Below are 25,777 nucleotides of genomic sequence, written 5' to 3' on the forward strand. Positions count from 1 at the left end.
CCTGCGCGGCTTTTGCGACCGACATCCAAATGCAGACTCTCATCGCCCCCGAGCTTCTCGCCCCCGCCGGCACCCTGAAAAACATGCGCTACGCCTTCGCCTACGGCGCCGATGCGGTCTACGCTGGCCAACCGCGCTACAGCCTGCGGGTGCGCAACAACGAGTTCGATCATGCCAACCTGGCGCTGGGCATCCGTGAGGCGCAGGCGCAGGGCAAGCGCTTCTACGTCGTGGTCAACATCGCCCCGCACAACGCCAAGCTGAAGACGTTTCTCAAGGATCTGGCGCCGGTGATCGAGATGGCCCCGGATGCGCTGATCATGTCCGATCCGGGCCTGATCATGCTGGTGCGCCAGCATTTTCCGCAGATGCCGATTCACCTGTCGGTGCAGGCCAACACGGTGAATTGGGCGAGCGTCGAGTTCTGGCAGCAACAGGGGCTGAGCCGGATCATCCTGTCGCGCGAACTGTCCCTCGAAGAAATCGGTGAAATCCGCGAACAGGTGCCGGACATGGAGCTGGAGGTGTTCGTGCATGGCGCGCTGTGCATGGCCTATTCCGGGCGCTGCCTGCTTTCCGGTTACATGAACAAGCGCGATGCCAATCAGGGCACCTGCACCAACGCCTGCCGCTGGAAGTACACGGCGCAGGAAGCCACGGAAAACCAGCTCGGCGAGATCGTCCAGACCTTTCAGCCCGAGCCGACGCTGGGTCTCGGCGCACCGACCGATCAAGTCTTCCTGCTCCAGGAAGCCAACCGCCCCGACGAATTGATGCCGGCGTTCGAAGACGAACACGGCACCTACATCATGAACGCCAAGGATCTGCGCGCGGTGCAGCATGTCGAGCGGCTGACGCGCATGGGCGTGCACTCCTTGAAAATCGAAGGCCGGACCAAATCGCATTTCTACTGCGCACGCACCACCCAGGTATATCGCCGGGCGATCGATGATGCCGTGGCCGGGCGCGAGTTCGATCGCAGCCTGATGCTGGATCTGGAATCGCTGGCCCAGCGCGGCTACACCGAAGGTTTTCTGCGCCGACATGTGCACGACGAATATCAGAATTATCAACACGGCAGTTCGGTGTCGGAGCGTCAGCAGTTCGTTGGCGAGCTGACCGGCGAGCGCCGTGATCGCCTGGCCGAAGTGAAAGTGAAGAATCGTTTTGCCGTGGGCGATCATCTGGAACTGATGACGCCCAAGGGCAATTTCCATTTTGATCTGCATGAGTTGCAGAGTGTCAGCGGGCAAGCGATCGAAGTGGCGCCGGGGGACGGGCATACGGTGTACGTGCCGATTCCGGACGCGGTGGATTTGCGCTTTGGGTTGTTGATGCGGGATTTGCGTGTTGGTTGACTGGCGATCTTGTCTGGCACTCGCAGCATGGCCGTAATTTGCTGCGAAGCCGATGCCGTCTTCGCGAGCAGGCTCGCTCCCACAGGGAGTTTGTGTCATCCACTGTGGGAGCGAGCCTGCTCGCGAAGAGGCCGGCGAACTCAGCGGATCATCCGGACTTCAGCGCAAATCATCCGACAACGGCGTCGGCTCGTCCGCCGGCGGTACATTGTCGTCATCCGGCGGATCCTTCCAGTCATCCGGCCGGTCGGCATCGCTCAATGGGTCGCGGCCCAGGTCCATGCCCGGCGGGGCGTCGTGATCGCTCAGGGTCGGCTCGTCAGTGCCGGATACGGGGCGGGTCTGCTCGGTGGGCGCCACGCCACCGGGAACAAGCGAGTCATCAGCCATGCTGCACCTCACAATACTGGCCCGGATTATCCGGGGCGTATTGTTTGGAAGCGCGACCGTTGACGGCGTGCGATAGATCAGACCAGCGGCATCAGCCTTGGGCGGTAAAGCGATCGCGACTGTTGGTCAGGTGCAACCACATCGCGGCACGGGCGGCATCGGCGTCCTGACGTTTGATCGCATTCAGAATCGCCTCGTGTTCCAGATTGGCCAAGTGGCCGAGCTTGCTCAGATCCGCCGCGCCGCGCTCGGCGGCATTCAGGCGATTGCGCGGGATCATCGCACTGCCCAGGTGCTGCATGATCTCGCTGAAACAAGCGTTGCCGGTGGCCTCGGCGATCAGCAGATGAAAACGCCGATCGGCTTCCACGCAGCTGTCATTGTTTGCCAGCATCCGTTGATAGTCATCCAGCGCCTGACGCATCTGCTGCACCTGCTGCTCACTGCGCCGCTGCGCCGCCAGCGCCGCCGCTTGCGTTTCCAGGCCCATGCGCAGCTCAAGAATGCTGCGCACGCCGAGCGCCGTGTCGACATTCAGGCGCAGGCCCTGCTCCGCTGCGCGCTCGATGACGAAAGTACCGATGCCATGGCGCGTCTCCACCAGCCCCGAGGCCTGCAACTTGGAAATCGCCTCGCGCACCACCGTGCGGCTGACGCCGTGCTCCTGAACGATGGAGTTCTCCGAAGGCAGCTTGTCACCGGGCGACAGTTGCCCGAGCAGGATGCTCTGGGTGAGCTTTTCCACCAGGTCATGAGCGAGGTTGTGCGTGCGTTTGCGCGCGGGCGCGTCGAGGTCTTCTTGCATGGTCGGTTCCGGTGATCGGGGCTTGCCGATCGTAGCACTGCGGAATGACGGTTGAGATGGATTTTAGCGGTCGATAGGCCATCTACTTGTATGACAACACTCAATTACGTCGAATATTTTCGATAGCCAGCCATCACGCATCACCATTCATATCTCAAAAAGGCGCTCCGCTCGACTGGCGCAACAATCAATAAATACGAGCTTAAATCCTGTTTTCGCATAAGAAACCGAACAATCAGAAGAATTTAATCGCCCTCCCCACTTGTAGGACAAAAAATTACAGTTGTATGATGTCTAGCAACAACGCAGCACCCAGCTCTACCCGCATAAAAATAATCAGTGGGAGAAACATCAGTGAAAACCTCCATCTCCGGGGTGCAGGACAGCGTCGACCCGACGCTCGCCTCAGCCATCTCGAAAGTGAAACGCCACGTCCTGCCGCTCTTCGTGATCATGTTCATCGTCAATTACATTGACCGGGTGAACATCGGCTTCGTCCGCACCCACATGGAAACCGATCTGGGCATTGGTGCTGCCGCCTACGGCTTCGGCGCCGGGCTGTTCTTCATCGGCTACGCGCTGTTCGAAGTGCCGTCCAACATGCTTCTGCAAAAAGTCGGCGCGCGGATCTGGCTGACCCGCATCATGTTCACCTGGGGCATAGTCGCGGCCTGCATGGCGTTCATCCAGAACGAAACCCACTTCTATATTCTGCGTTTCCTGCTCGGTGTCGCCGAGGCCGGGTTCTTTCCCGGGGTGATTTATTACTTCACCCGTTGGCTGCCCGGCGTCGAGCGCGGCAAGGCGATCGCGATTTTCCTCAGCGGCTCGGCCGTGGCCTCGCTGATCTCCGGCCCGCTGTCCGGTCTGCTCCTGCAGATCAATGGGCTGGGCATGCACGGCTGGCAATGGATGTATTTCATCGAGGGGATGTTCTCGGTGTGCCTGTGCGTGTTTGTCTGGTTCTGGCTGGATGCCAAACCCCACGACGCCAAATGGCTGAGCCGCGCCGAACAGGATGCGCTGGTCAGCGCCATCGACGACGAGCAAAAGGCCCGCGAAGCGGCGACGCCGATCCGGCCGTCGCTGGGCAAACTGCTCAAGGACCGGCAGATCATTCTGTTCTGCCTGATCTACTTCTTCATTCAGTTGACCATTTATGCGGCGACTTTCTGGCTGCCGAGCATCATCAAGAAGATGGGCGAACTCAGCGACGTGCAGGTCGGCCTGTTCAACTCGATTCCATGGTTGCTGTCGATCGTCGGCATGTACGCCTTCGCCTCGCTGTCGGCGAAGTGGAAACATCAACAAGCTTGGGTCGCCACCGCCCTGTTGATCGCCGCAGCGGGGATGTTCATGTCCACCACTGGCGGGCCGATCTTCGCCTTCGTCGCGATCTGCTTTGCGGCGCTGGGCTTCAAATCCGCCTCGTCACTGTTCTGGCCGATTCCCCAGGCTTATCTGGATGCACGCATCGCGGCGGCAGTGATCGCGCTGATCAACTCGGTGGGCAACCTCGGCGGCTTCGTCGCACCGACCACTTTTGGCCTGCTTGAGCAACACACCGGCTCGATTCAGGGCGGCCTCTATGGTCTGGCCGCGACCTCGATCATCGCCGCAATTATCGTCTTCGCCGCGCGCACCACGCCGAAACCCGCTGCTGAAAAGGCTGTGGCCGACGCCGCGCCGAAACACGCCTGACTTCGTCTCGACAAGGAAAACAATAATGACTGTTCACGACACCGCCAAAGCTCCGATCATCACCGACATGCAGGTCATTCCGGTGGCCGGTCACGACGGCATGCTGCTCAACCTGAGCGGCGCCCACGGGCCGTTTTTCACCCGCAACATCGTCATCCTCAAGGACAACGCCGGCCATACCGGCGTCGGCGAAGTGCCCGGTGGCGAGCGCATTCGCCAGACCCTGGAAGACGCGCGCAATCTGGTGGTCGGCAGCCCGATCGGCACGTACCAGAAAATTCTCAACCAGGTGCGCCAGACCTTCGCCGACCGCGATGCCGGCGGCCGTGGTCTGCAGACGTTCGACCTGCGCATCACCATTCACGCGGTCACCGGCCTGGAAGCCGCCCTCCTCGACCTGCTCGGCCAGCATCTGGACGTGCCGGTGGCGGCGCTGCTCGGTGAAGGTCAGCAACGCGACGAAGTGAAGATGCTCGGTTATCTGTTCTACGTCGGCGATCAACACGAAACCGATCTCGCCTACCGCAGCGAACCGGACGCCGACAACGACTGGTTCCGCGTGCGCCACGAGAAAGCCATGACCGCCGAAGCGGTCGTGCGTCTGGCCGAGGCGGCGCACGCCAAGTACGGCTTCAAGGATTTCAAACTCAAGGGCGGCGTGCTCAGCGGCGATGCCGAAATCGAAGCGGTCACAGCACTGGCCGAACGCTTCCCCGACGCGCGGATTACCCTCGACCCGAACGGTGCATGGTCATTGAAAGAGGCGATTCGTCTATGCCGCGATCAGCATCACGTACTCGCCTACGCCGAAGACCCGTGCGGTGCGGAAAACGGTTATTCCGGTCGCGAAGTCATGGCTGAATTCCGCCGCGCCACCGGGCTGAAAACCGCGACCAACATGATCGCCACCGACTGGCGCGAAATGGGCCACGCGATTCAGTTGCAGTCAGTGGACATCCCGCTGGCCGACCCGCACTTCTGGACCATGCAGGGTTCGGTGCGGGTCGCGCAGATGTGCCACGAATGGGGCCTGACTTGGGGTTCGCATTCCAACAACCACTTCGATATCTCTCTGGCGATGTTTACCCACGTCGCCGCTGCGGCACCGGGCGACATCACGGCCATCGACACCCATTGGATCTGGCAGGACGGCCAGCGTCTGACCAAGGCACCGCTGCAAATTGTCGACGGCTGCGTGCAAGTGCCGCAGAAACCGGGACTGGGCGTGGAGCTGGATCTGGATCAAGTGGCCAAGGCCCACGAACTGTACAAAAGCATGGGCCTCGGCGCGCGGGACGACAGTGTGGCGATGCAGTTCCTGATTCCGGGGTGGAAATTCGATAACAAGCGGCCGTGTCTGGTGCGGTGATCCAGCAGGCGCCGCTGATTTCAATTGTGGGAGCGAGCCTGCTCGCGAAGGCGTCAGGTCAGTCGATAGTGCTGTCGCTGATGCACCGCTTTCGCGAGCAGGCTCGCTCCCACAAGGGGGGGGGTTTGTGTCAGGCAGAAACTTGCAGTAACCACGCCTTGAACGCGTTCATCGCCACCGTTTCCGCTCGCGACTGCAACCGCGTCAGCCAGTAACTGCCGGTGGTGATCTCGATCGCGAACGGCTGGCAAATCGCATCAGCCGCCAGTTGCCGGGCGAACATCAGCGGTGGTGCCAACGCCACGCCGCCGCCCTGCAACGCCGTTTCCATCATCGCCAGTGAAGAGTCGAAGACGATGCTTTGCGGTGGCGCGGCCTGCGCCGCCAGTCCCGCTGCGTGAAACCACTGCGGCCATTCATCAGTGCGATAGGAACGCAGCAAGGTTTGCTGCAACAGGTCCGCCGGCGCGTGCAGTTGCCGGGCAATCTCCGGCACGCATAACACCGACAACGGCGCATCGAGCAAGCGTGTCGCCTCGATGCCATGCCAGGCGCCAGCGCCGAAACGAATCGCGTAATCCAGCCCTTCCGCCGCCACATCGACCCGGTTGTTATTCGTCGAGAGGCGTAAATCGATCAGCGGATATTTCGCCCGAAAGTCCGCCAGCCTCGGCAACAGCCAGCCCACGGCAAACGTGCCCACCGCGCCGACCGTCAACATGTCGCGATACTGCCCACCAGCCAGACGCTCGAGCATCTGCGCAATGTGGTCGAATGAGGTGCTGAGCACCGGCAGCAAGGTTTCGCCTTCACTGGTCAGCATCAGACCACGGGGCAGGCGTTTGAACAGGGTCAGGTTGAGCTGCGCTTCCAGGCTTTTGACCTGATGGCTGACCGCTGCCTGCGTTACGCACAGTTCGACGGCGGCGCGGGTGAAGCTCAGGTGGCGTGCCGAAGCTTCAAACGCGCGCAGAGCGTTGAGCGGCAGTTGCGGTCGAATCATGGGTTGTCCCAAATTTTTCTAAGGGTTCGTGCGAGTTTTCATCGTTTGTCGAAGGTCGGCAAAGTGCCTAAATTAACCGCGCTGATCAGCCGCCCGATGAAAAAATCACCCGCAGTGTAGCGGGATACAACAAACGACACTCATGGAGAGTGATTCACTCATGTGTTCCTTCAAACCGAGCAAGGTCTTTTCCCACAGCGCTTTCGCACTGTTCTTTGGCAGCGTTGCCTGTCATGCCGCAACGCCGACCGATGGGCAATTGCAGGCACTGGTCAGCCAAGCCGTCACCCCGGTGATGCAGCAAAACAACATCCCGGGGCTGACCGTGGCGATCACGCTGAATGGCCAGGCGCATTACTTTAACTACGGGGTTGCCGCTAAAGACACCGGGCAAAAGGTCAGCGAAAACACCCTGTTCGAAGTCGGCTCGGTGAGCAAAACCTTCACCGCCACCCTCGCCGGTTACGCCCAGGCCACCGGCAAACTCGACCTGTCGAGCAAGGCCAGCCAGCTCTGGCCTGAGCTCAAGGGCAGCGCCTTCGACAACATCAGCGTGCTGCAACTGGGCACCTACAGTGCTGGCGGTCTGCCGCTGCAATTTCCTGCTGAGGCGGATTCTTCCGACAAGATGCTCGGCTATTACCAACAGTGGAAACCGCAATTTCCCGCCGGCAGCCATCGCCTGTATTCCAACCCGAGCCTGGGCCTGTTCGGCTACCTGACGGCGAAAAGCCTCGGCCAACCGTTCGAGCAGTCAATGACCCAATCCCTGCTGCCGAAACTCGGTTTGCAGCACACCTTCCTCAGCGTGCCGCCAGCGCAGTCGAAGCTTTACGCCCAAGGCTACGACAGCGCCGACCAACCCGTGCGCGTCAGCCCCGGCGCCCTTGACGCCGAGGCCTACGGCATCAAAACCAGCGCCGCCGACCTGCTGCGTTACGTCCAGGCACAACTGAAACCGGCCAGCCTTGCGCCTGATCTGCACCAAGCCATCGCCAACACCCACATCGGTTATTACCGCGTCGGCGACATGACCCAAGGCCTGGGCTGGGAACGCTACGCCTACCCGATCACCCTGGAAAAACTGCAAAACGGCAACTCGACCCCCATGGCCATGGAACCTCACAAAGTCGAGTGGCTGACCCCGCCGCAAGCTGAGCCGGCCAATGTGCTGTTCAATAAAACAGGTTCTACACGGGGCTTTGGCGCGTATGTGGCGTTTGTGCCGTCGCGGGACATGGGCATTGTGATTCTTGCCAACAAGAATTACCCGAATGCCGAACGGGTGAAGATTGCGCACACGGTTTTCGCGGCGTTGGCGGATTAAGAGCAAAAGATCGCGGCCCGAGCCTTCTGCGGCTCCTACAGGATCGGGTTTTCACTCGGTTAACGTTGGAGGTGTCGCAGGCTGCAACAACTTTCGATCAGAAGATGACTTGTGGGAGCGAGCCTGCTCGCGACTGCGCTCGATCAGTCACCTTTCAGCGCCTGAAAAACCGCTATCGCGAGCAGGCTCGCTCCCACATTTGAACTGTGCACTTCACAAAAAAATGTGGGAGCTGGTCTACCAGCTCCCACAGGGATTTTGCTTCACTCACGCAACGCGCAATCAATCATCCGGCATCTGCGGCGGTTTGCTCGGTTTTGCCGGTTTGCTGCCCTTCGCGCCTTTAGCCGGTTCCGGCTCGGTGGCGGCAGGCGTTTGTGCGGCGGCCGCAGCGGCGGCTTCTTTTTCGGCCATGGGCATGGCGTCGATGGTTTCGAAGATTTTCGCCAGGCTCAATGCCTTGGCTTCGTCACCCGAGGCGGAGAGCTTGGTTTCGCCGTCCTTGCCCACCAGGAACACTTTTGGATAAGCGCCGGCGCCGAGCTTCAGCGAGCGCAGCAGGGCCATGGTGTCCTGCTGGCCCATGTCCTTGCCGTCGAGCTGGCCGGACATGCTGAGGATGGTGTAGACCTTGATGTTGCGGTCGGTGACGCCCTTTTTGTTGGCCGGGTCTTCCAGTGACTTTTTCAGGCTCAGCCAGACCGGGTCGACGGTGCTTTGCGCAATCACGATCAGCGGGCGGGCGCGGCCCACGTCCCCGGCCAGGGGTGAATCGCTGTCAGCGGCGAACAGGGGGCCGGCGATTGCCAGCAAGAGGGTCAGGGTCAGGGACCTGATGAGCATGCGCATCTCCTTTTGATATCCACGCACTACTGATTGCGCATCGTGGCGATTGTTCCGGCGGCGTCTGGCAAAAAGGCATTGCCCTGTCAGAAGCTTAGGTCAGGGAGAGCTTTGCGCAACATGGCGCGAGCGATCATCGGCACCTCCCTACGGCCGCTGCACAGGAAGTGTTTTTTCCAGGCTGAGTCAGAACGCCAACTTGTAACCAATCAACACCAGCATCGTCGCCAGGCACGGGCGCAGGACTTCGTCGGAGATGCGACCGGTCAGGTGGCTGCCGAGCCAGATGCCCGGCAGCGAGCCCATCAGCAGGAAGCCCAGCACGCCCCAGTCCATGTTGCCCATGCTTGCGTGGCCGAGGCCGGCGACGAGGGTCAGTGGAACGGCGTGGGCGATTTCCGTGCCGACCAGGCGCCGGGTTGGCAGCAGTGGGTAAAGGATGAACAAGGCGACGGTGCCCAGTGCGCCGGCACCGATCGAGGTCAGGGCAACCATGGTGCCGAGGATCAGACCGGTGATCACCGTCATCACGTTAAGCCGCGAACCGCTCGGGTTGTAGTTGCCGCCGGCGCGTTTGTGGGCAAATTCGAGCAAGCGTTTCTTGAAGAAAATCGCCAGGGCGGTGGCGAAGAGGACGAAGCCGAGCGCCTGCTTGATAATGGCGTTCATCGCGTCCGGCGCGGTGTGCAGGGTGCTGAGGAACCACAGGGTCATGGCCACGGCTGGCACACTGCCGAGGGTCAGCCAGCCGGTGATCGCCCAGTCGATGTTCTTGTTCTTCTTGTGAACGAGGACGCCGCTGGATTTGGTGATCGCGGCGTACAACAGGTCCGTACCCACCGCCGTCGCCGGGTTGATGCCGAACCACAGCAGGATCGGCGTCATCAACGAACCGCCGCCGACACCGGTCATGCCGACGATAAACCCCACCACCAGCCCGGCAATCACCAGGCCGAAATTTGCCAATTCCATTCAAACGTCCAGAAAACGACAGGAAAATCTGGCCCGCAGCATAGCGATTTTTCTTATAACCACATATATCGATGCGGTCTATGGTTATGCCATATCGAATTTGCTGCAGTTCCCTGTGGGAGCGAGCCTGCTCGCGAAGGGGTGTGTCGGCCGACCGATGAGTTGAATAACGCAACGCATTCGCGAGCAGACTCGCTCCCACAGTGGATCTTTGCGCTACAGAAAACCTGCCGTGCTCACTGCACCGGGAGGAAATTCAGAAACAGCAGGCTCTGCGCGTAATTCAGTCCGATCCTGCGATAGCGCTCATCGAGCATCTGCGTGAGCAGGTCGAGGCGCGCGACGATTTTGCTGAATTCGGTGGCGAAGCTGAGGTTGCTGCCCTCCTCCGAGATTTCGTTGGAGAACAGCAACGGCTGGCCTTCCTTGTTTTGTCGTTGCGACAGAATCCACATGGCTTTTTCGATGTTACGCGCGGCGTTGTGCACGAAAGTCGGGTTGATCGCGTCGGTCATGTAGAACTCGGTGCGATTGCCGTGAGCGGTAACCAGCATGCTGCCGATTGCATAGATGAAGGCGCCGACGCGGTCGCCGAGGAATTCCGGGCTCATCGCATAGCTCAGCGCCGCCAGATCCTTACGCCCGCCCAGCACGGGCAACGGCTGCTGTTGCTCGACAGCGAGACGCACCTGTTTCACTGCGGCGTTGACGGTGAGGAAACCGGATTTGCGCAGTTCTTCGGGGTTGCGCAGGTAGAGCTTGCCCATCAGCCGGTAAAGGCTGTCGAGGTTGTCGCGCATCGCCAGGGTGGCCATGCGGTCGACGCTGGTCTGCAGAAATTCCTGCGGCTGCCCTTCACGTATCTGATTGAAAAATCCATTGCCGTTCTGGTGACTGCAGCCGCTGAGCAACAGCGACAACAGACAGGCCAGCAGCAGGCACGGGCGGCGGTGAGCGGCGGTGATCAGGGCAAAAACACTCGGCATGAAATCTCGGACAGGCACATTCCTGTGCGGCGGGAGTCACCGCATCCTGGCCATGCATAGAGCCGCCGATTGCGAAAAAGTGCAGTGCTCCGGCGGTGAAGCCGACCTTCGGCGCTTTTCGCCATGTCAATTAGTCGGACTTTATATTTGCCAACAGCGGTAAATCCGCTATAAATCTTCTTTCTCGACTCAAATAGCATGACTAGTGACATATAGGAGCAGCCTTCGGCAGCTCCTACGGTCAATACGAAAACAACAACAAAAAGGAAGGTCAACCATGCTTCAATCCCGTCACCTGCTCTCCGGCCTCGGACTGTCCCTGATGATCGCTACCCTTTCCGCCAACGCGGCGGGCCTGACCGCCGAACACAAAGCCTTCGGCAAAACCAATGACGGCACGCCTGTCGAACAGTACATCCTGCGCAACAGCCACGGCATGCAGGCCACCGTGATCACCTACGGCGCGACCCTGCAAGCGCTGAAAGTCGCCGACAAGCACGGCAAGTTCGACGACATCGTGTTGGGTTTTGACGATGTGCAGGGCTATCAGAAAGGCACCGCGTACTTCGGCGCGACCATCGGCCGCTTCGGCAATCGTTTGGCCGAAGGTGCTTTCGAACTTGATGGCAAGCGTTATCAAGTGCCGCAGAACGACAAATCCAACGCCCTGCACGGCGGCCCCGAAGGTTTCGACAAGAAAGTCTGGAAGGCCAAAGAAACCAAGGACAAGGATTCGGTTGGCGTAACCCTGACCTACCTCTCGGCCGACGGCGAGATGGGCTTCCCAGGCAATCTGACCGCCGAAGTCACCTATCGCCTGACCGACAACAACGAGCTGCGCATCGACTACAAGGCCAGCACCGACAAGCCGACCGTGCTCAACCTGACCAACCATAGCTACTTCAACCTGGCCGGTGCCGGCAATGGCGATATTCTCAAGCAAGTCGCCATGATCAACTCCAGCCATTACACGCCAGTCACCGCCAAACTGATCCCGACCGGGGAGCTGGCGCCTGTCGCCGGTACGCCGATGGACTTCAGCAAACCGACGGCAATCGGCACGCACATCAAGGCTGATCATCCGCAGCTGAAGTTCGCCGAGCCGAAACAGGGCGGCTTCGATTTCAACTGGGCGCTGGACACCAAGGGCGATGTCAGCAAGCTCGCCACCGAAGTCAGCGACCCGCAATCCGGACGCGTCCTGCAACTGTTCACCAGCGAGCCGGGCGTGCAGTTCTATACCAGCAACTTCCTCGACGGCACGGTCAAGGGCAAGGGCGGCAAGGTCTATCCACACTGGGGCGCGTTCACCCTCGAGACCCAACACTACCCGGATTCGCCGAACCAGCCGGACTTCCCGAGCACGCGGCTTGATCCGGGGCAGACTTACGCCCACAGCGTGATCCTGAAGTTCTCCACCAAGTAACCTGCCATGCTCCCCCTGTGGCGAGGGGATTCATCCCCGTTGGGATGCGAAGCAGCCCCAAAAACCTGCAATAGAACGCTGTCTGATACAGCGCGAGTTGCAGGATCGGGGCTGCTTCGCAGCCCAGCGGGGATAAATCCCCTCGCCACGATTGACCGGTTTCATCCTTGGCTCCTCCTTCCTTCCGGGAACCCTTGCTCTATCCTGCTGCCCACTAAAGATATCGACTCTTTAAGGCAGGAGGTTTGGATGCGTACTCTTGAATTGGCCGGCGTACAGGTTCCCGTGATTGGTCAGGGCACCTGGCGCATGGGCGAGGATCGTTCGGCGCACAGCCGTGAAGTGGCGGCGCTGCGCACGGGCATCGAGCTCGGCATGACCCTGATCGACACCGCCGAGATGTACGCCGAGGGCGGTGCCGAAACGGTGGTCGGCGAAGCCATCGCCGGTCTGCGCGATCAAGTCTTTCTGGTCAGCAAGGTCTACCCGCACAACGCCAGCCGCCAGGGCATCCCGCAAGCCTGCGAGCGCAGTTTGCGTCGGCTCGGTACCGACTACATCGATCTGTATCTGCTGCACTGGCGCGGTCAGTATCCGCTGGAGGAAACCGTCGAAGCCTTCGAACGCCTGCGCGAGGACGGCAAGATCGGCCGTTGGGGTGTGTCGAATTTCGATGTCGACGACCTCGAAGAACTGTCCAGCTCGGCCTGCGCCACCAATCAGGTGCTGTACAACCTCGAGGAGCGCGGCATCGAATTCGATCTGCTGCCGTGGTGCCAGCATCAGCGCCTGCCGTTGATGGCTTACTGCCCGATCGGCCAGGGCGGCGCGATGCTCGCCGAGCCGGTCCTGCAAGACATTGCCAGCCGTCACAACGCCACCCCGGCGCAGGTTTCGCTGGCGTGGCTCCTGCGCCATGACGGCGTGATTGCGATTCCCAAGGCTGTGCGCCCGGAGCATGTGCAACTCAATGCCCAGGCGGCCCAGTTGCAACTGGACGCCGGGGATCTGGCGGCGCTGGACAAGGTGTTTCCGGCGCCACAACGCAAGCAGCGGCTGGCCATGGTCTGAGCTGCCGACTGTGAGGGCTTCGCCATGAGAAGCACAGATCTGCACGACCCGTACAACCTGCAACGTTTTGTCCAGGCACAGGACCCGGTGTTCGACCGGGTCCAGCGTGAACTTGAAACTGGCCGCAAGCGCAGCCACTGGATGTGGTTCGTCTTCCCGCAATTCGCCGGGTTGGGCGGCAGCGAGATGGCCCGGCGCTTTGCCATTGGTTCAGCCGAGGAAGCCCAGGCGTATCTGGCCCAGGAGCTGCTCGGGGCGCGGCTGCGCACTTGCACGCAACTGGTGCTGAATGTGCCGCAGCGCTCGATTGCAGACATTTTCGGCCATCCCGATGACCTGAAATTTCATTCTTCGATGACTCTGTTCGCCCAGTTCAGCGCCGAGGACAGCCTGTTCCATCAGGCACTGGAGCGGTACTTCCACGGCATTCTCGATGAATGGACGCTGCAATTGCTCGACTCAAAACAGGCCCAGTTGCCCACCGATCAGGGTTGAGAAGTCGTCGTCGACAAACGGCAGAATCGCATCCGCTACCGGTTGCAATTGGCGGGTGATGTAGTGGTCGTAGTCGATGGCGGCGCGGCGTACCTCCAGCGGCTCCGGGCCGGCCAGGGTGATGACGTAGCTGATCCAGCCGCCGTTCTGATATTGCCGTGGCCGCCCGTGCTCGGCGTTGTATTCGTCGGCCAGCCGCGCCGCGCGGACGTGCGGCGGCACGTTGCGTTCATAATCGTCGAGGGTGCGGCGCAGGCGCTTGCGGTAGATCAGCCGATCGTCGAACTCGCCAGCGAGCGTCTTGCGCACGTAGTCGCGCACGTAATCCTGATACGGCTTGCGCTGGAAAATCCGCTCATACAGCTCCTGCTGAAATTGCCGCGCCAGCAGCGACCAGTCGGTGCGCACGGTCTCTAGGCCCTTGTAGACCATTTCTTCGCTGCCATCGGCGCGGGTAACGAGGCCGGCGTAGCGCTTCTTGCTGCCCTCCTCGGCGCCGCGAATCGTCGGCATCAGAAAGCGCTTGTAGTGAATCTCGAACTGCAATTCCAGCGCGCTTTCCAGCCCGTATTCCTCGCGCACATGCGCGCGCCACCAATCGTTGACGTGCTTGACCAGCGCATGGCCGATCTGCGCTGCTTCTTCCTGGCCGTGCAGACTGCGCAGCCAGACGAAGGTTGAATCGGTGTCGCCGTAAATGACCGCGTGGCCCTGTTCTTCGATCAACTGGCGGGTGCGCAGCATGATTTCGTGGCCGCGCAAAGTGATCGACGAGGCGAGCCGGGTATCGAAAAAACGGCAACCACTGGAGCCGAGCACGCCGTAGAAGGCGTTCATGATGATCTTTAACGCCTGGGACAGCGGCGCATTGTGCTCGCGCTTGGCGGTTTCGCGCCCTTCGGCCACCCGCGCCACGATGGACGGCAGACAATGGCGGGTGCGCGAGAAGCGTGCGCCACGAAAACCCGGCACCGAGTCGGCGTCATCCGGGTGTTGCAGGCCCTCGATCAAGCCCACCGGGTCGATCAGAAAGGTGCGGATGATCGACGGGTAAAGGCTTTTGTAATCGAGGACCAACACCGATTCGTAAAGCCCCGGGCGTGAATCCATGACAAACCCGCCGGGGCTGGCCTGCGGTGGATTGGTGCCCAGATTGGGTGCAACGAAGCCCTGGCGATGCATCAACGGCATGTACAAATGGGTGAACGCGGCGACCGAACCGCCGCTGCGGTCGGCCGGCAAACCGGTGACGCTGGCGCGTTCGAGCAAAAACGTCAGCAGTTCGGTCTTGGCGAAGATCCGCGTGACCAGTTCGCAGTCCTTGAGGTTGTACTTGGCCAGCGCCGGTTTGTCCTCGGCGAACATGCGGTTGATCTCGTCCATGCGCTGGTATGGGTTGTTGATCGCCTTGCCTTCGCCGAGCAGGGTCTGCGCGACGTTTTCCAGACTGAACGAGGGAAAACTCCAGGTCGCCGAACGCAACGACTCGATGCCATCGATGATCAGCCGCCCCGCTGCCGAGGCGAAGTAGTGATTGCGGCTGCCGTGCTCGCGCCACTGCATTTCTTCGCCGCCACGACCGATCTTCAGCGGCACGCCAAGACGCCGTGCGTGTTCATGGAGGATGCGCAAATCGAACTGCACGACGTTCCAGCCAATGATCGCGTCAGGGTCGTGGCGGGCGAACCAGTCGTTGAGCTTCTTCAGAATGAGCGTGCGCGAATCGCAGTATTCAAGGTCGAAATCGACAATGCTGGCATCGCCATTCGGCGCGCCGAGCATGTACACCTGGCGCTCGCCACAGCCTTCCAGCGCGATGGAATACAGCTCGCCGTTTTCGGTGGTCTCGATGTCGAGTGAGACCAAGCGCAGTTTCGGCCGGTAAATGGGGTCGGGTTTCAGTTGGGCGTTGATCAGCACGCCGTCAGCATCAGGCGTGCCGCCGAACAGCACCGGCGCGGTGATGAAGCGCTCCATCAGATAGCGTTCCGGGGGGCGCACGTCGGCTTCAAAGACGTCGACGCCGGCGCGGTTGAGCGCGGTTTCGAGGCGCATCAACTGGCCGTGCTGCTGGCAATACAGACCGAGCACCGGACGATGCTGAAAATCCAGCAGCGCCAACGGTCGCAGTTCCACATTCTTTTCATCGTGCAGCAGACGCTCGGCCGCTTCACGCTGGGCGGCGGGAATAAACGCCACCGATGGCTGATGCGCCAGACGCACACGGCGCGGCCCGGCGTCCGTTGCCAGCCAGAACTCGACTTCGGTGCCGGCCGGCGTATCGCGCCAATGCCGGGTCAGGACGAAGCCCTGCTGTAAATCCACCACTGCGACCTCAACGTTTCAATCAGAACGCCATTCTACGCAGCATTTGTGGCGAGGGGATTTATCCCCGCTGGCCGCGAAGCGGCCCCGCTTTTAATGAAAGGGCCTGCTGCGCAGGCCAGCGGGGATAAATCCCCTCGCCACAGATAAATCCCATCACCACAGATAAATCCCATCACCACAGATAAATCTTATTGCCACAGATAAATCCTCTGCCACAGATAATCCCCCTTGTTACAGATAAATCCCCTAGCCACAGACGCTTCATTCACCGATACAAAGATGTTTTTTCCGGCAAATGGCGTTTTTTGCACGCTAACTGCCGCTTTGCCACCTTGCTCTGCGCAGCTGCGTCTACGATGCTTGATGAACAACGACAACACCTGAGTAACCGCCATGAAGACCGTCGCCCAACTGCTCAAGCTCAAAGATCAGAAAAATCAGGAAGTGCACCAGATCAAACCCGATCACATGGTGCTCGAAGCGCTGATGAAGATGGCCGAGAAAAACGTCGGCGCCTTGCTGGTGGTCGAAGACGACAAAGTGGTCGGCATCATCAGCGAGCGTGATTACGCACGCAAACTGGTACTGCACGGACGCTCTTCGGTGGGCACGCCAGTGCGCGACATCATGGTCAAGGACGTGATCACCGTGGATACCCGACAAACCGTCGACACCTGCCTTGGCATCATGTCGGACAAACGCCTGCGCCACTTGCCGGTGGTCGAGGACGGCCAGTTGATCGGCCTGTTGTCGATCGGCGACCTGGTGAAAGAGGCGATTGCCGAACAGGCCGAACTGATCAAACAGCTGGAGCAGTACATTCGCGGCGACTGAGCCCACCGCCGTGATCCCCTTGTGGGAGCGAGCCTGCTCGCGAATGCGCCAGGTCAGAGATAATCGTTCCCACGCTCTGCGTGGGAATGCAGCCCGGGACGCTCCGCGTCCCTCTAAAGCCGAACGCGGAGCGTCCGTTGAGGCATTCCCACGCAGAGCGTGGGAACGATCGCGCCTGTCAGGCCGGCCAGTGCCGCTCGAACACCGGTGCCAGCACCGGGTGCCGGTCGATCCTTTGCAGCCATGCATAAAAGCCCGGGCGGGTCTGGCGCAGGTGTTCGCGGCTGCCGGCCCAGCGGCTCACCACGGCCGCCAGCACATCCAGTGCGCCGGGCGTTTCATCATCCAGATACAGCTCCCCGGAAAACTGATCGGCAAACACCTCCCAACTGAAGTGCAGGCGCTGGCGGGTGCCGGCGATCAGGTTTTGCCGTGCGCTCTCGTCGGGCGTGCTCAGCCAGCGCTCGGGGTAATCGATGATGCCGACCGCTGCGTAGCAATTGCTGACGATATAGGCGAGGCCGCGAATTGCCTGATCACGATCGGCAGCCTTGCTCGGCAGCAGGCCGGACTTGGGAAACGTCAGGCCCAAGTGAATAAGGATCGCCGCACTTTCGGTCATGGCGCTGCCGTCCGGCAGTTGCAGGGTCGGTATCTGTTTCAGCGGATTGAGTTTGCCCAGCGCCTCGTCGGCCTCGGCGCTGGCTTCGGTATCAATGAAGCGATAGGCGATCTGGCACAACTCCAGTGCCGCCTCGATGGCAGCCGCGCCGGAATTCTTGTGCCCGTAGAGCTGGTACATGTCCGTTCCCCCGATAAGGCCTCTGCACAGGGTAGATGGCTGGCTGGCCTGACGTAGAAAATTCTGCAAATGTGTCGTGATTGGCACGTTTTTCCCATGCACTGCCGACTTGCGAAATCGACCTTCGCCAATCAGCGCTGGCGGTGCCCATCCCGCACCAAGAGCATTCATCGAACGCTATCCGCGTTCTTGTAAGGTGCGACAGCGAACCAAAAGTTCGCCTGTCCGAGCTGGCAATAAGGAGTTCCTCCGTGAATCTTCAAATGCTCCGCCGTACGACATACCCGACTCACTCGCAAATCCAGCCCAAAGTTCAGCCGAACCTATTCAGCCTGGCGCGTTTCTCCTTTATTACCTGAAACCCAATGCACACTTTGCGTGCCTGGCGATCGAGCGATCGCCGGACGCAGAGTGTTATTTATTTTTTAAATACGGCAATTAATAAAAGGCACAACAACAAGATTGTCGAACAATGACTTTCCGTCATTGAAGTTGCACCAAAACCGCACGCCCGAATGTGATGCAGTTACCAATACTCCAGAATCAAAATAAGGAACTTGTCCCGTGAGCCGCTGAATGACTGACCTGCACCAAATCGATTCGCTACGCACCGATAGGTGCTAAGCCTGATCACCGAGCAGCCGCTCTATCCCGTCGATTGGCGTGATACAGCGTTCCCTCTGACTCGCTCTGGAAAAAGCCCTTCTGCGAGGACTTGAGGAGCGCTTCGCGCCGAATAAACAGTGGGCAAACTTGAAACTTATATAAATGCGACATCAATAACACCGAAGATATGCGTTCAACCCGTTTCAGCAACATCTGGCACACCTGTTGCAAACTGTAACAAACCTGAGACAGCTCACGTCTCCACACAACAACAAGCCACGGAATGGATAATGAACAATCGATATAGATGCTACTAAACCACTAAGTTTGTTCGAGGCCGTTTGTACAGATAGTCCAACTATCGGCTCGCGTACACCTTGAAGAAAGTTGCACCCACTCACTCGAACATCAGCCATATGTTCGGACGGCACCTTATTGCCCTTCATCTGACCCGAGGGAGCTTTAATGAACGATGCGGTAAAGCACAAAACCCTGCCGGGGCCGTTGCAGCAAGCGCCGGTCCCGCCGGCAACGGGCAAGCCGGCGTTTGCAGCCAACACGTCACGACCCGGCGGGTTGAACAAACCACAGATGCTTTTGCTGATCGCGGTATCGGCGCTGATACACGGCGGCGCGTGGTGGTTCTTTCATCAGGCACGGCCGGAGCCACTGCCGACGCCGCCGGAAATTCCGGAAATGACCGTCGAGTTGACCAGCCCGACGCCTCCGGCCCCACCGACACCGGAACCACCACCGCCGCCCCCGCCTCCACCGCCGCCGGAACCCGAGCAGCCTGTGGAAGACGAGGACGCGGTCAAGCCGCCGCCCAAACCGGTGGAGAAGCCCAAGCCAATCGAAAAACCAAAACCGGTCGAGAAACCCAAACCGGTGAAGAAAGTCGAGCCACCGAAAGCGCCGCCGGCCCCGGCGCAACCTGCCGCACCTGCGGCGCCGACGACACCGAGCGCACCACCGGCACCCCCTGCTGCGCCCGCTCCGGTCAAGGAGTCGGCAGCGATTTCCGGCCTGGCCAGCCTTGGCAACCCGCCGCCGGAATACCCGTCGCTGGCGCTGCGCCGCAATTGGGAAGGCAGCGTGGTGCTGCGCATTCAGGTGCTGGCCAACGGCCGTGCCGGTGCGGTGACGGTGACCAAGTCCAGCGGCAAACCGCAACTGGATGAGGCGGCCGTCGCGGCGGTGAAGAACTGGAAGTTCATTCCGGCCAAGCGCGGTGACACGCCGATCGACGGCTTCGCCACCCAGACCATCGATTTCAAATTGCCGCAATGACGGCGCAACCGACTCATTACTGATTAACGCAAGCGAGGTGTAGCCATGAACGATTCACTGTCTTCGATGATTGTCCCCGGTGTGCTCTGGGGTCTGGTGCTGTTTTCCGTGGTCAGTTGGGCGATCCTGCTGGTCAAGTCGGCCCAGTACCTGCGCCAGAAAGCGCAGAACAAACAGTTCGCCAAAGCCTTCTGGAGCGCGCCGGACCTGCTCACCGCCGCCGAACACGCCAGCCAGTATCCGGGCTCGCTGGCGCGCATCGCCAGCAGTGGTTTCGAAGCCCTGCTGGTGGAAGATTCGCCGCGCACCACGCAGCAACTGGCGCACACCATCAACCGCTCCGACCGCCTGGAACGCAACCTGCGCCAGCAGATCCAGAAAGAACGTCGCTCGCTGGAAAACGGCCAGGCGATCCTCGCCAGTATCGGCAGCACCGCGCCGTTCATTGGTCTGTTCGGCACCGTGTGGGGAATCATGGAAGCCCTGCAAAGCATTGGCGAAACCGGCTCGGCCAGCCTTGAAGCGGTCGCCGGGCCTATCGGCCACGCGCTGATCGCCACCGGCGTGGGCATCGCCGTCGCCGTGCCGGCAGTGCTGATCTACAACTTCTTCCTGCGTCGGCTGAAACTCGCCTCGGCGGACATGGACGACTTCGCCCACGACTTCGACGCCCTCGCCTCGCGCAGTGCCTTTTCCATCAGCCGCCAGGCCATTGCCAGCAAAAGCACCACCGCCGTGCGGGAGGCTAGCTGATGTCGTTTTCCACTCAAGACAGCGATGAAGTGCTCAGCGAAATGAACGTCACGCCGCTGGTCGACGTGATGCTCGTGCTGCTGGTGGTGTTCATTGTCACCGCGCCGCTAATGACCAACGCGATCAAGGTCAACCTGCCGAAAACCGACGCCGTCGCCCCTGCCGAAAAGAAAGACCCGGTGGTGGTCAGCGTCGATCAGGACGGCAAGTTCTATCTGGCCAAGACCGAACTGGCCCCGGAATCCCTCGAGGCCAGTCTCAAGGAGGTCAAGGCCAAGGACGCCGACGTGCGCGTGCAGTTGCAGGCCGACGCCGCCGTCAATTACGGCCAGGTGGCCAAGGCCATGGCATCGATCGAACGCTCCGGCATCAGCAAGATTTCGGTGATGACCACCCACTGAGTGCGGTGCCGGATGGGTGTTGAAACACCCGCCCGGCGCCGCTGAAAAAAAGAAATCCCGTCGCACCCGGCCGACCGAAAAAACGCCACGCGTCTTCGGAGGGGATCGGCTTGCTTGAAGAAAGTGGTTTTCCGCGCGCGGTATCACCGGAAGCGGAGCAATGAGCGGCTCACAAGGCCAATTCGATAACGTCTGAAAATCGGAAACAACCATGCTGATGAACACTCCACGCTTCACGCTCAAACCTTTGGTGGCAACGATGTCTCGCCACCGTTTCGTTCCGCTGTATCTGGTGGCCATGGGGATGGGCGCCGGGACCGTGCAAGCGGCCGAGGACGACAACAATGCCACGCCGGCAGCCGCTGTCGTGGCGGCGCCGACCACGCAACTGCAACGGGTCGAAGTGACCGGTTCGGCGATTCGCCGGGTCGATGCGGAAACGGCGGTGCCGATCACCATCCTCAAGGCTGACGAGCTGCGCAAACAGGGCGTGACCACCACCGCCGAACTGGTGCAGCGCATCACCGGCAGCCAGTCGATCAACAACAGCGCCGGCTCTGTCGGCGCGGCAACGGGCGGTGCGTCGTTTGCCGACATGCGCGGCATCGGCGCGAACAAAACGCTGGTGCTGCTCAACGGTCGACGCCTGGCCAACAATGCCTTGTCCGGCACCAACTCCGCCGGCGGCGCGGTGGATCTGAACATGATCCCGTTCGCCGCCATCGAGCGCGTGGAAGTGCTGCGCGACGGCGCCTCGGCCCTGTACGGCACCGACGCCATCGGCGGTGTGATCAACTTCATCACCAAAAAATCTCTCACCGATGGCGCCCTGACCCTGGGCGGCGAAACGCCGACCCACAGCGGTGGCGGCGCGACCAAAGACATGAGCGCCAGTTGGGGCTACGGCGATCTGGAAGAAGACCGCTTCAACGTCCTCGGCGTGTTCAACTACAACAAGCAGCAGAACCTCGACGCCAACGACCGCTCCTTCGCCACCGACTATGCGCCCGGTCGCGGTCTCGATCAGACTTCCGGCACCGCGTTCCCCGGCAACTACAGCCAGAACGGCAACGCCACCAACCCGTTGGCCAACAGCAATTGCAACGGCCCCAACCTGATCGCCCGCGACGGCTTGTGCCGCTTCAGCACCCGTGAATACATCGATCTGGTGCCACAGACCGAGAAGACCTCGTTCTTCGGCAAGACCACTGCCAAGCTCGGTGATGATCACAACGCCAACCTTGAATATTTCTGGTCGCGCAACAACAACGCCGTCGCCGTCGGCCCGGCGCCACTGACTGGTCTGAGCCTGGATTCCTCGTCGCCGTACTACCCCGGCAACGGCATCACCCCGGCGCCGACCGATTTCGCCCTCGACCCGACGCAGCCGGTGGACGTCAACTGGCGCGAGACTGCCGCCGGCCCGCGTGAATCGAAAGACCAGAACACCAGCCAGCGCTTTCTGCTGAGCTTCGATGGTCTGGTTGGCGGCTGGGATTACAACGTCGGCGCCTCGTACAACCAGAACAAAATCGTCTCCAGCGTCACCAGTGGCTATGTCAGCGATCAGGCGATGATTGACGGCCTGGCCAGCGGTTTGCTCAACCCGTTCGGCCCGCAGACCGCTGCCGGCCAGCAGTACATCGATGCCGCCGCGTACCACGGCGCCTACTCCACAGCCGTGGGTCGCGTGGCCGGGTTCGATGGTCGCGTCAGCCGTGAAATCGGCGACTGGTTCGGCGCAGGTCCGTCCGGTCTGGCTCTGGGCGGCGAGTACCGCAAGGAGAAATTCCATCAGGACTTCGAGTCGTTCGCCGGCGACATCCAGAGCCTCGGCATCGACCCGGCCGGCAGCGTCGAGGGCGACCGCAGCGTCAAGGCCGCCTATGCCGAACTCAACGTGCCGGTGCTCGACAGCCTCGAACTGTCCGCCGCTGTGCGCCACGACAAATACAGCGACTTCGGCAGCACCACCAACCCGAAATATTCGTTCCGTTATCAGCCGATCAAAGAGCTGGTGGTGCGTGGTGCCTACAGCGAAGGTTTCCGCGCGCCATCGCTGTACGAGCTGTATTCGCCGCGCAGCATCACGTTCACTCAGGGTTACTACAACGATCCGGTGCTGTGTACCGGCGGCGTGGTGCAACCGGGCGGCAACGGCGGGCGCGATTGCGGTCAGCAGTTCCTCAACCAGATCGGTGGCAACGAAGATCTGGCCCCGGAGAAGGCGCGCAACGTGACGTTGGGCTTCGTCTACCAGCCGATCAGCAATCTGTCAGTGGGTCTGGATTTCTGGTGGATTCACATCTCCAACCAGATCCAGCCGTTCCCGGAATCCACCGTGTTCGATCAGGCTGGCTCCTACCCGGACCGCTTCGTGCGCAACGCCGACGGCACGCTCAACTACATCGTCACCGGCAACGCCAACCTCGGCATCGTCGAAACCAATGGTGTCGATGTGTCGCTCGACTATCGCTTCCCGAACACGCCGTACGGTCAGTTCGGCCTCGGCCTGCAAGGCACCTATGTCGACGAGTACGACTTCCAGAGCACCATCAAAGGCCCGTTCACCGACAAGGTCGGCGACTTTCAGGGTGACGGCGTGATCGCGCGCTGGAAGCACAACCTCACCGGCAGCTGGAGCCTGGGTGCGGCGCGAGCAGCGCTGACCAACCGCTTCACCACCGGTTACAACGATTACGACCGCGAGACGCACGCGCGGGTGGCGTCGTATTCGGTGTGGGATCTGTCGGCCGGTTACACCTTCAACAAAGTGCTCGACGTTGATGCCGGGATGAAGAATGTGTTCGACCGCAACCCGCCGTTCTCCAACCAGGCCTACAACTTCCAGAGCGGCTATGACCCGCGCTACACCGACCCGCTGGGCCGGACATTGTTTGCGCGCATGACTTACCACTTCTAACCGGAAACAGAACACATCTCCCCCTGTGGGAGCGAGCCTTTGTGGTGAGGGGATTTATCCCCGATGGGGTGCGAAGCGCCCCCAAGACCTGCCGACGCGGAGCATCAGAAGTACCGCATGCATTGATCTTGCGACTGCTGCGCAGCCGATCGGGGATAAATCCCCTCGCCACAAGGGCTCGCTCCCACATTGGGTCCGTGGACTTTCAGGGATTTTCAGGGTGACTTCATGAGTTTTTTGCGCAACATGGCTGGCCTGCTGCTCGGCAGTGCGCTGCTGTGCTTCGGCACTTCGGCGCTGGCCGGCGGCAGTTATGCGCTGACGGTGTACGGCGAGGCGCCGAAGTATCCGGCCGGCTTCAAGCATTTCGATTTTGTTAACCCCGACGCGCCCAAGGGCGGTTCGCTCAGCCGTGCATCGATGGAGATCGGTCAGTACAACTACATCACGCCGTATGCCGAACAGGGCATTTCGGTGGTGCAGGTCAATGACTGGGTATACGCGCCGCTGGCGTTCCGCTCGCTGGACGAGCCCTACACGGTTTACGCTCTGGTCGCGCAGCAGATCGAGCGCGATCCCGAAGGTTTGTGGGTGCGCTTCACCCTCAACCCCAAGGCACGCTTTGCCGACGGCACGCCGATCACCGCCGAAGACGTGCGCTACACCTTCAACCTGCTGATGACCAAGGGCAGCCTGAGTTATCGCCAGCAATATACCGACGTGCAAGACGTGCTGGTCGAAGGTCCACGGCAGGTCCGTTTCACCTTCAAGAACAACCTCAATCGCACCCTTGCACTGGATCTGGCGACGCTGCGCGTGCTGCCCGAGCACTGGTGGAAAACCCGCGACTTCGCCAACGGCGGCGGCTTCGAGCCACCGCTGGGCAGCGGGCCGTACCGGGTGAGCAAGGTCGACGCCGGGCGCAGCATCAGTTTCCAGCGTGACCCGGACTGGTGGGGCAAGGACCTGCCGGTCAGTCGCGGCATGTACAACTTCGACAGCCTGACGGTGAATTTCTACGGCGATACCGACGTCGCTCGCCAACTGCTGCAGGCCGGTGCATTCGATTACAACCGTGAGTTCTCCTCCTCTGGTTACGTGGTCGGCTATGACAGCCCGGCACTGCGTGACGGCCGCTTGCAGCAGTCGATCCTCGCTCCGGACAAACCCACCGCTGCTCAGGGCTTCGTGTTCAACCTGCAGAACCCGTTCTTCAAGGATCGCCGCGTGCGTCAGGCGATCAGCCTGCTCTGGGATTTCGAGTGGACCAACAAACAGATGATGCGCGGCTTCTACGTGCGTCAGAACAGCTTCTGGCCCAAGAGTGAAATGGCCGCCAGCGCCCTGCCCGATGCCGAGGAATTGAAGATCCTCGAACCGCTGCGCGGCAAGGTCCCTGACGAGGTGTTCACCACGGTCTATGAAGCGCCGAAAACCGATGGCAGCGGCTACATCCGCGACAAGCAACTGCAAGCGCTGAAGCTGCTCGCCGAAGCCGGTTGGACGGCGAAAAACAATCGTCTGGTCAACGCCGCCGGCGAGCCGCTGGAATTCACCTTTCTCGATGGCCAGGGCGGCTTCGATCGCATGCTGCTGCCGTTCAAACGCACCCTCGCTCAGATCGGCATCACGCTCAATCTGCGCCGCATCGATTCGGCGCAATACATCAACCGTCTCAACGCCCGCGATTACGACATGATCGTCTGCGCGTTCCCGCGCAGTGGCGATCCGATCGTCTCCCCGGGCCGCGAGTTGTACAGCCTGTACGGCTCGCAAAGTGCCACGCAAGTCGGCAGCTCGAACGCGATGGTGCTGGCCGATCCGGCAATCGATCAACTGATTGACGGGCTGGTCCAGGCCAACAGCCGCGAAGCCATGGTGCATTACGCCCGCGCCCTCGACCGGGTGCTGCAATGGGGTTACTACATGATTCCCAACTACTACTCCAAAGGCACGCCGACGGTGTATCAGAACCGCTTCGGCATGCCCGCCGTGCAACCTTCGTATGACGAAGGTCTCAACACCTGGTGGGAAGTCTCGGCCAGGCCGCTGACGACTCAGCAGATGAGCGCTCAGCTTGCGGGAGGCCAGTGA

Annotated in this window: 21 protein-coding genes; 13 read left to right on the forward strand and 8 right to left on the reverse strand. The window is 60.8% G+C overall.

Translation table 11 applies throughout. The annotated features are described in order from the left end of the window. Positions 1–29: 29 nt before the first annotated feature. Positions 30–1,358 carry a prephenate-dependent tRNA uridine(34) hydroxylase TrhP gene (trhP, locus tag ACZ9BE_RS14795; protein ID WP_476249619.1) on the forward strand — a complete coding sequence of 443 codons (1,329 nt, stop codon included), beginning with the start codon at positions 30–32 and terminating at the stop codon, positions 1,356–1,358. A gap of 159 nt (positions 1,359–1,517) precedes the next feature. On the opposite strand, the gene ACZ9BE_RS14800 is transcribed toward trhP, so the two are convergent. After that, positions 1,518–1,748 (reverse strand): hypothetical protein, encoded by a 231-nt coding sequence (locus tag ACZ9BE_RS14800; protein ID WP_353188401.1) that lies wholly within the window; start codon positions 1,746–1,748, stop codon positions 1,518–1,520. 91 nt (positions 1,749–1,839) lie between these two features. After that, complete coding sequence (locus ACZ9BE_RS14805) at positions 1,840–2,553, reverse strand: FadR/GntR family transcriptional regulator (protein ID WP_460095048.1); 714 nt, start codon at positions 2,551–2,553, stop codon at positions 1,840–1,842. 354 nt (positions 2,554–2,907) lie between these two features. On the opposite strand from ACZ9BE_RS14805, the gene ACZ9BE_RS14810 reads away from it, so the two are divergent. Continuing rightward, entirely contained in the window at positions 2,908–4,254 is a 1,347-nt protein-coding gene (locus ACZ9BE_RS14810) for an MFS transporter (protein WP_323167920.1), read from the forward strand. 25 nt (positions 4,255–4,279) lie between these two features. After that, a complete protein-coding gene (gene gudD, locus ACZ9BE_RS14815) occupies positions 4,280–5,623 on the forward strand; it encodes a glucarate dehydratase (protein ID WP_476249620.1) in 1,344 nt (447 codons plus the stop codon). A 130-nt stretch (positions 5,624–5,753) separates the two neighbouring features. Here the strand turns inward: gudD and ACZ9BE_RS14820 are convergent, their stop codons facing one another. Further along, positions 5,754–6,626, reverse strand: coding sequence for a LysR family transcriptional regulator (locus tag ACZ9BE_RS14820; RefSeq protein ID WP_476249621.1), 873 nt, complete (start codon positions 6,624–6,626; stop codon positions 5,754–5,756). A gap of 160 nt (positions 6,627–6,786) precedes the next feature. On the opposite strand from ACZ9BE_RS14820, the gene ampC reads away from it, so the two are divergent. Further along, positions 6,787–7,953: a class C beta-lactamase gene (gene ampC, locus ACZ9BE_RS14825; protein ID WP_476249622.1), complete on the forward strand. Its 1,167-nt coding sequence runs from the start codon at positions 6,787–6,789 to the stop codon at positions 7,951–7,953. Positions 7,954–8,235: 282 nt separating this feature from the next. Here ampC and ACZ9BE_RS14830 read toward each other — a convergent pair whose 3' ends face one another. From ACZ9BE_RS14830 to ACZ9BE_RS14840, 3 genes are all read right to left on the reverse strand, one after another. Continuing rightward, entirely contained in the window at positions 8,236–8,796 is a 561-nt protein-coding gene (locus tag ACZ9BE_RS14830; protein ID WP_116659119.1) for a DUF4174 domain-containing protein, read from the reverse strand. Positions 8,797–8,982: 186 nt separating this feature from the next. Further along, positions 8,983–9,768: a sulfite exporter TauE/SafE family protein gene (locus ACZ9BE_RS14835; RefSeq protein ID WP_041477188.1), complete on the reverse strand. Its 786-nt coding sequence runs from the start codon at positions 9,766–9,768 to the stop codon at positions 8,983–8,985. A 236-nt stretch (positions 9,769–10,004) separates the two neighbouring features. Then, the gene (locus ACZ9BE_RS14840; RefSeq protein WP_016775367.1) at positions 10,005–10,754 is read right to left on the reverse strand and encodes a hypothetical protein; all 750 of its coding nucleotides are present in this window, start codon (positions 10,752–10,754) and stop codon (positions 10,005–10,007) included. Between the two features lie 277 nt (positions 10,755–11,031). Between ACZ9BE_RS14840 and ACZ9BE_RS14845 the strand changes: the two genes are divergently transcribed. From ACZ9BE_RS14845 to ACZ9BE_RS14855, 3 genes are all read left to right on the forward strand, one after another. Beyond that, positions 11,032–12,180, forward strand: coding sequence for an aldose epimerase family protein (locus ACZ9BE_RS14845; RefSeq protein WP_476249623.1), 1,149 nt, complete (start codon positions 11,032–11,034; stop codon positions 12,178–12,180). Between the two features lie 249 nt (positions 12,181–12,429). Next, a complete protein-coding gene (locus ACZ9BE_RS14850; RefSeq protein ID WP_476249624.1) occupies positions 12,430–13,251 on the forward strand; it encodes an aldo/keto reductase in 822 nt (273 codons plus the stop codon). Positions 13,252–13,275: 24 nt separating this feature from the next. After that, entirely contained in the window at positions 13,276–13,746 is a 471-nt protein-coding gene (locus tag ACZ9BE_RS14855; RefSeq protein ID WP_423662271.1) for a DUF1810 domain-containing protein, read from the forward strand. Here ACZ9BE_RS14855 and ACZ9BE_RS14860 read toward each other — a convergent pair. Beyond that, positions 13,711–16,071 (reverse strand): DNA polymerase II, encoded by a 2,361-nt coding sequence (locus tag ACZ9BE_RS14860; protein ID WP_476249625.1) that lies wholly within the window; start codon positions 16,069–16,071, stop codon positions 13,711–13,713. The genes ACZ9BE_RS14855 and ACZ9BE_RS14860 overlap by 36 nt on opposite strands. A gap of 396 nt (positions 16,072–16,467) precedes the next feature. Here ACZ9BE_RS14860 and ACZ9BE_RS14865 point away from each other — a divergent pair, with 396 nt between their 5' ends. Then, entirely contained in the window at positions 16,468–16,908 is a 441-nt protein-coding gene (locus ACZ9BE_RS14865) for a CBS domain-containing protein (RefSeq protein ID WP_041477195.1), read from the forward strand. A gap of 178 nt (positions 16,909–17,086) precedes the next feature. On the opposite strand, the gene ACZ9BE_RS14870 is transcribed toward ACZ9BE_RS14865, so the two are convergent. Beyond that, positions 17,087–17,710 carry a glutathione S-transferase N-terminal domain-containing protein gene (locus tag ACZ9BE_RS14870; RefSeq protein WP_073471360.1) on the reverse strand — a complete coding sequence of 208 codons (624 nt, stop codon included), beginning with the start codon at positions 17,708–17,710 and terminating at the stop codon, positions 17,087–17,089. Between the two features lie 1,071 nt (positions 17,711–18,781). Between ACZ9BE_RS14870 and ACZ9BE_RS14875 the strand changes: the two genes are divergently transcribed. The 5 genes from ACZ9BE_RS14875 to ACZ9BE_RS14895 all read left to right on the forward strand — a co-directional run bounded on the left by ACZ9BE_RS14875 (position 18,782) and on the right by ACZ9BE_RS14895 (position 25,777). Beyond that, positions 18,782–19,606, forward strand: a complete 825-nt coding sequence (locus ACZ9BE_RS14875; RefSeq protein WP_252882360.1) for an energy transducer TonB — start codon at positions 18,782–18,784, stop codon at positions 19,604–19,606. A 45-nt stretch (positions 19,607–19,651) separates the two neighbouring features. Then, positions 19,652–20,359, forward strand: coding sequence for a MotA/TolQ/ExbB proton channel family protein (locus tag ACZ9BE_RS14880; RefSeq protein WP_041477200.1), 708 nt, complete (start codon positions 19,652–19,654; stop codon positions 20,357–20,359). Beyond that, positions 20,359–20,760 carry an ExbD/TolR family protein gene (locus ACZ9BE_RS14885; protein WP_041477201.1) on the forward strand — a complete coding sequence of 134 codons (402 nt, stop codon included), beginning with the start codon at positions 20,359–20,361 and terminating at the stop codon, positions 20,758–20,760. Before ACZ9BE_RS14880 ends, ACZ9BE_RS14885 begins: the two co-directional genes overlap by 1 nt. A 211-nt stretch (positions 20,761–20,971) precedes the next feature. Beyond that, positions 20,972–23,683: a TonB-dependent receptor gene (locus ACZ9BE_RS14890; protein ID WP_041477203.1), complete on the forward strand. Its 2,712-nt coding sequence runs from the start codon at positions 20,972–20,974 to the stop codon at positions 23,681–23,683. A 228-nt stretch (positions 23,684–23,911) separates the two neighbouring features. Beyond that, complete coding sequence (locus ACZ9BE_RS14895) at positions 23,912–25,777, forward strand: extracellular solute-binding protein (RefSeq protein WP_476249626.1); 1,866 nt, start codon at positions 23,912–23,914, stop codon at positions 25,775–25,777.

It is taken from the genome of Pseudomonas sp. TE9122, from assembly GCF_056278925.1.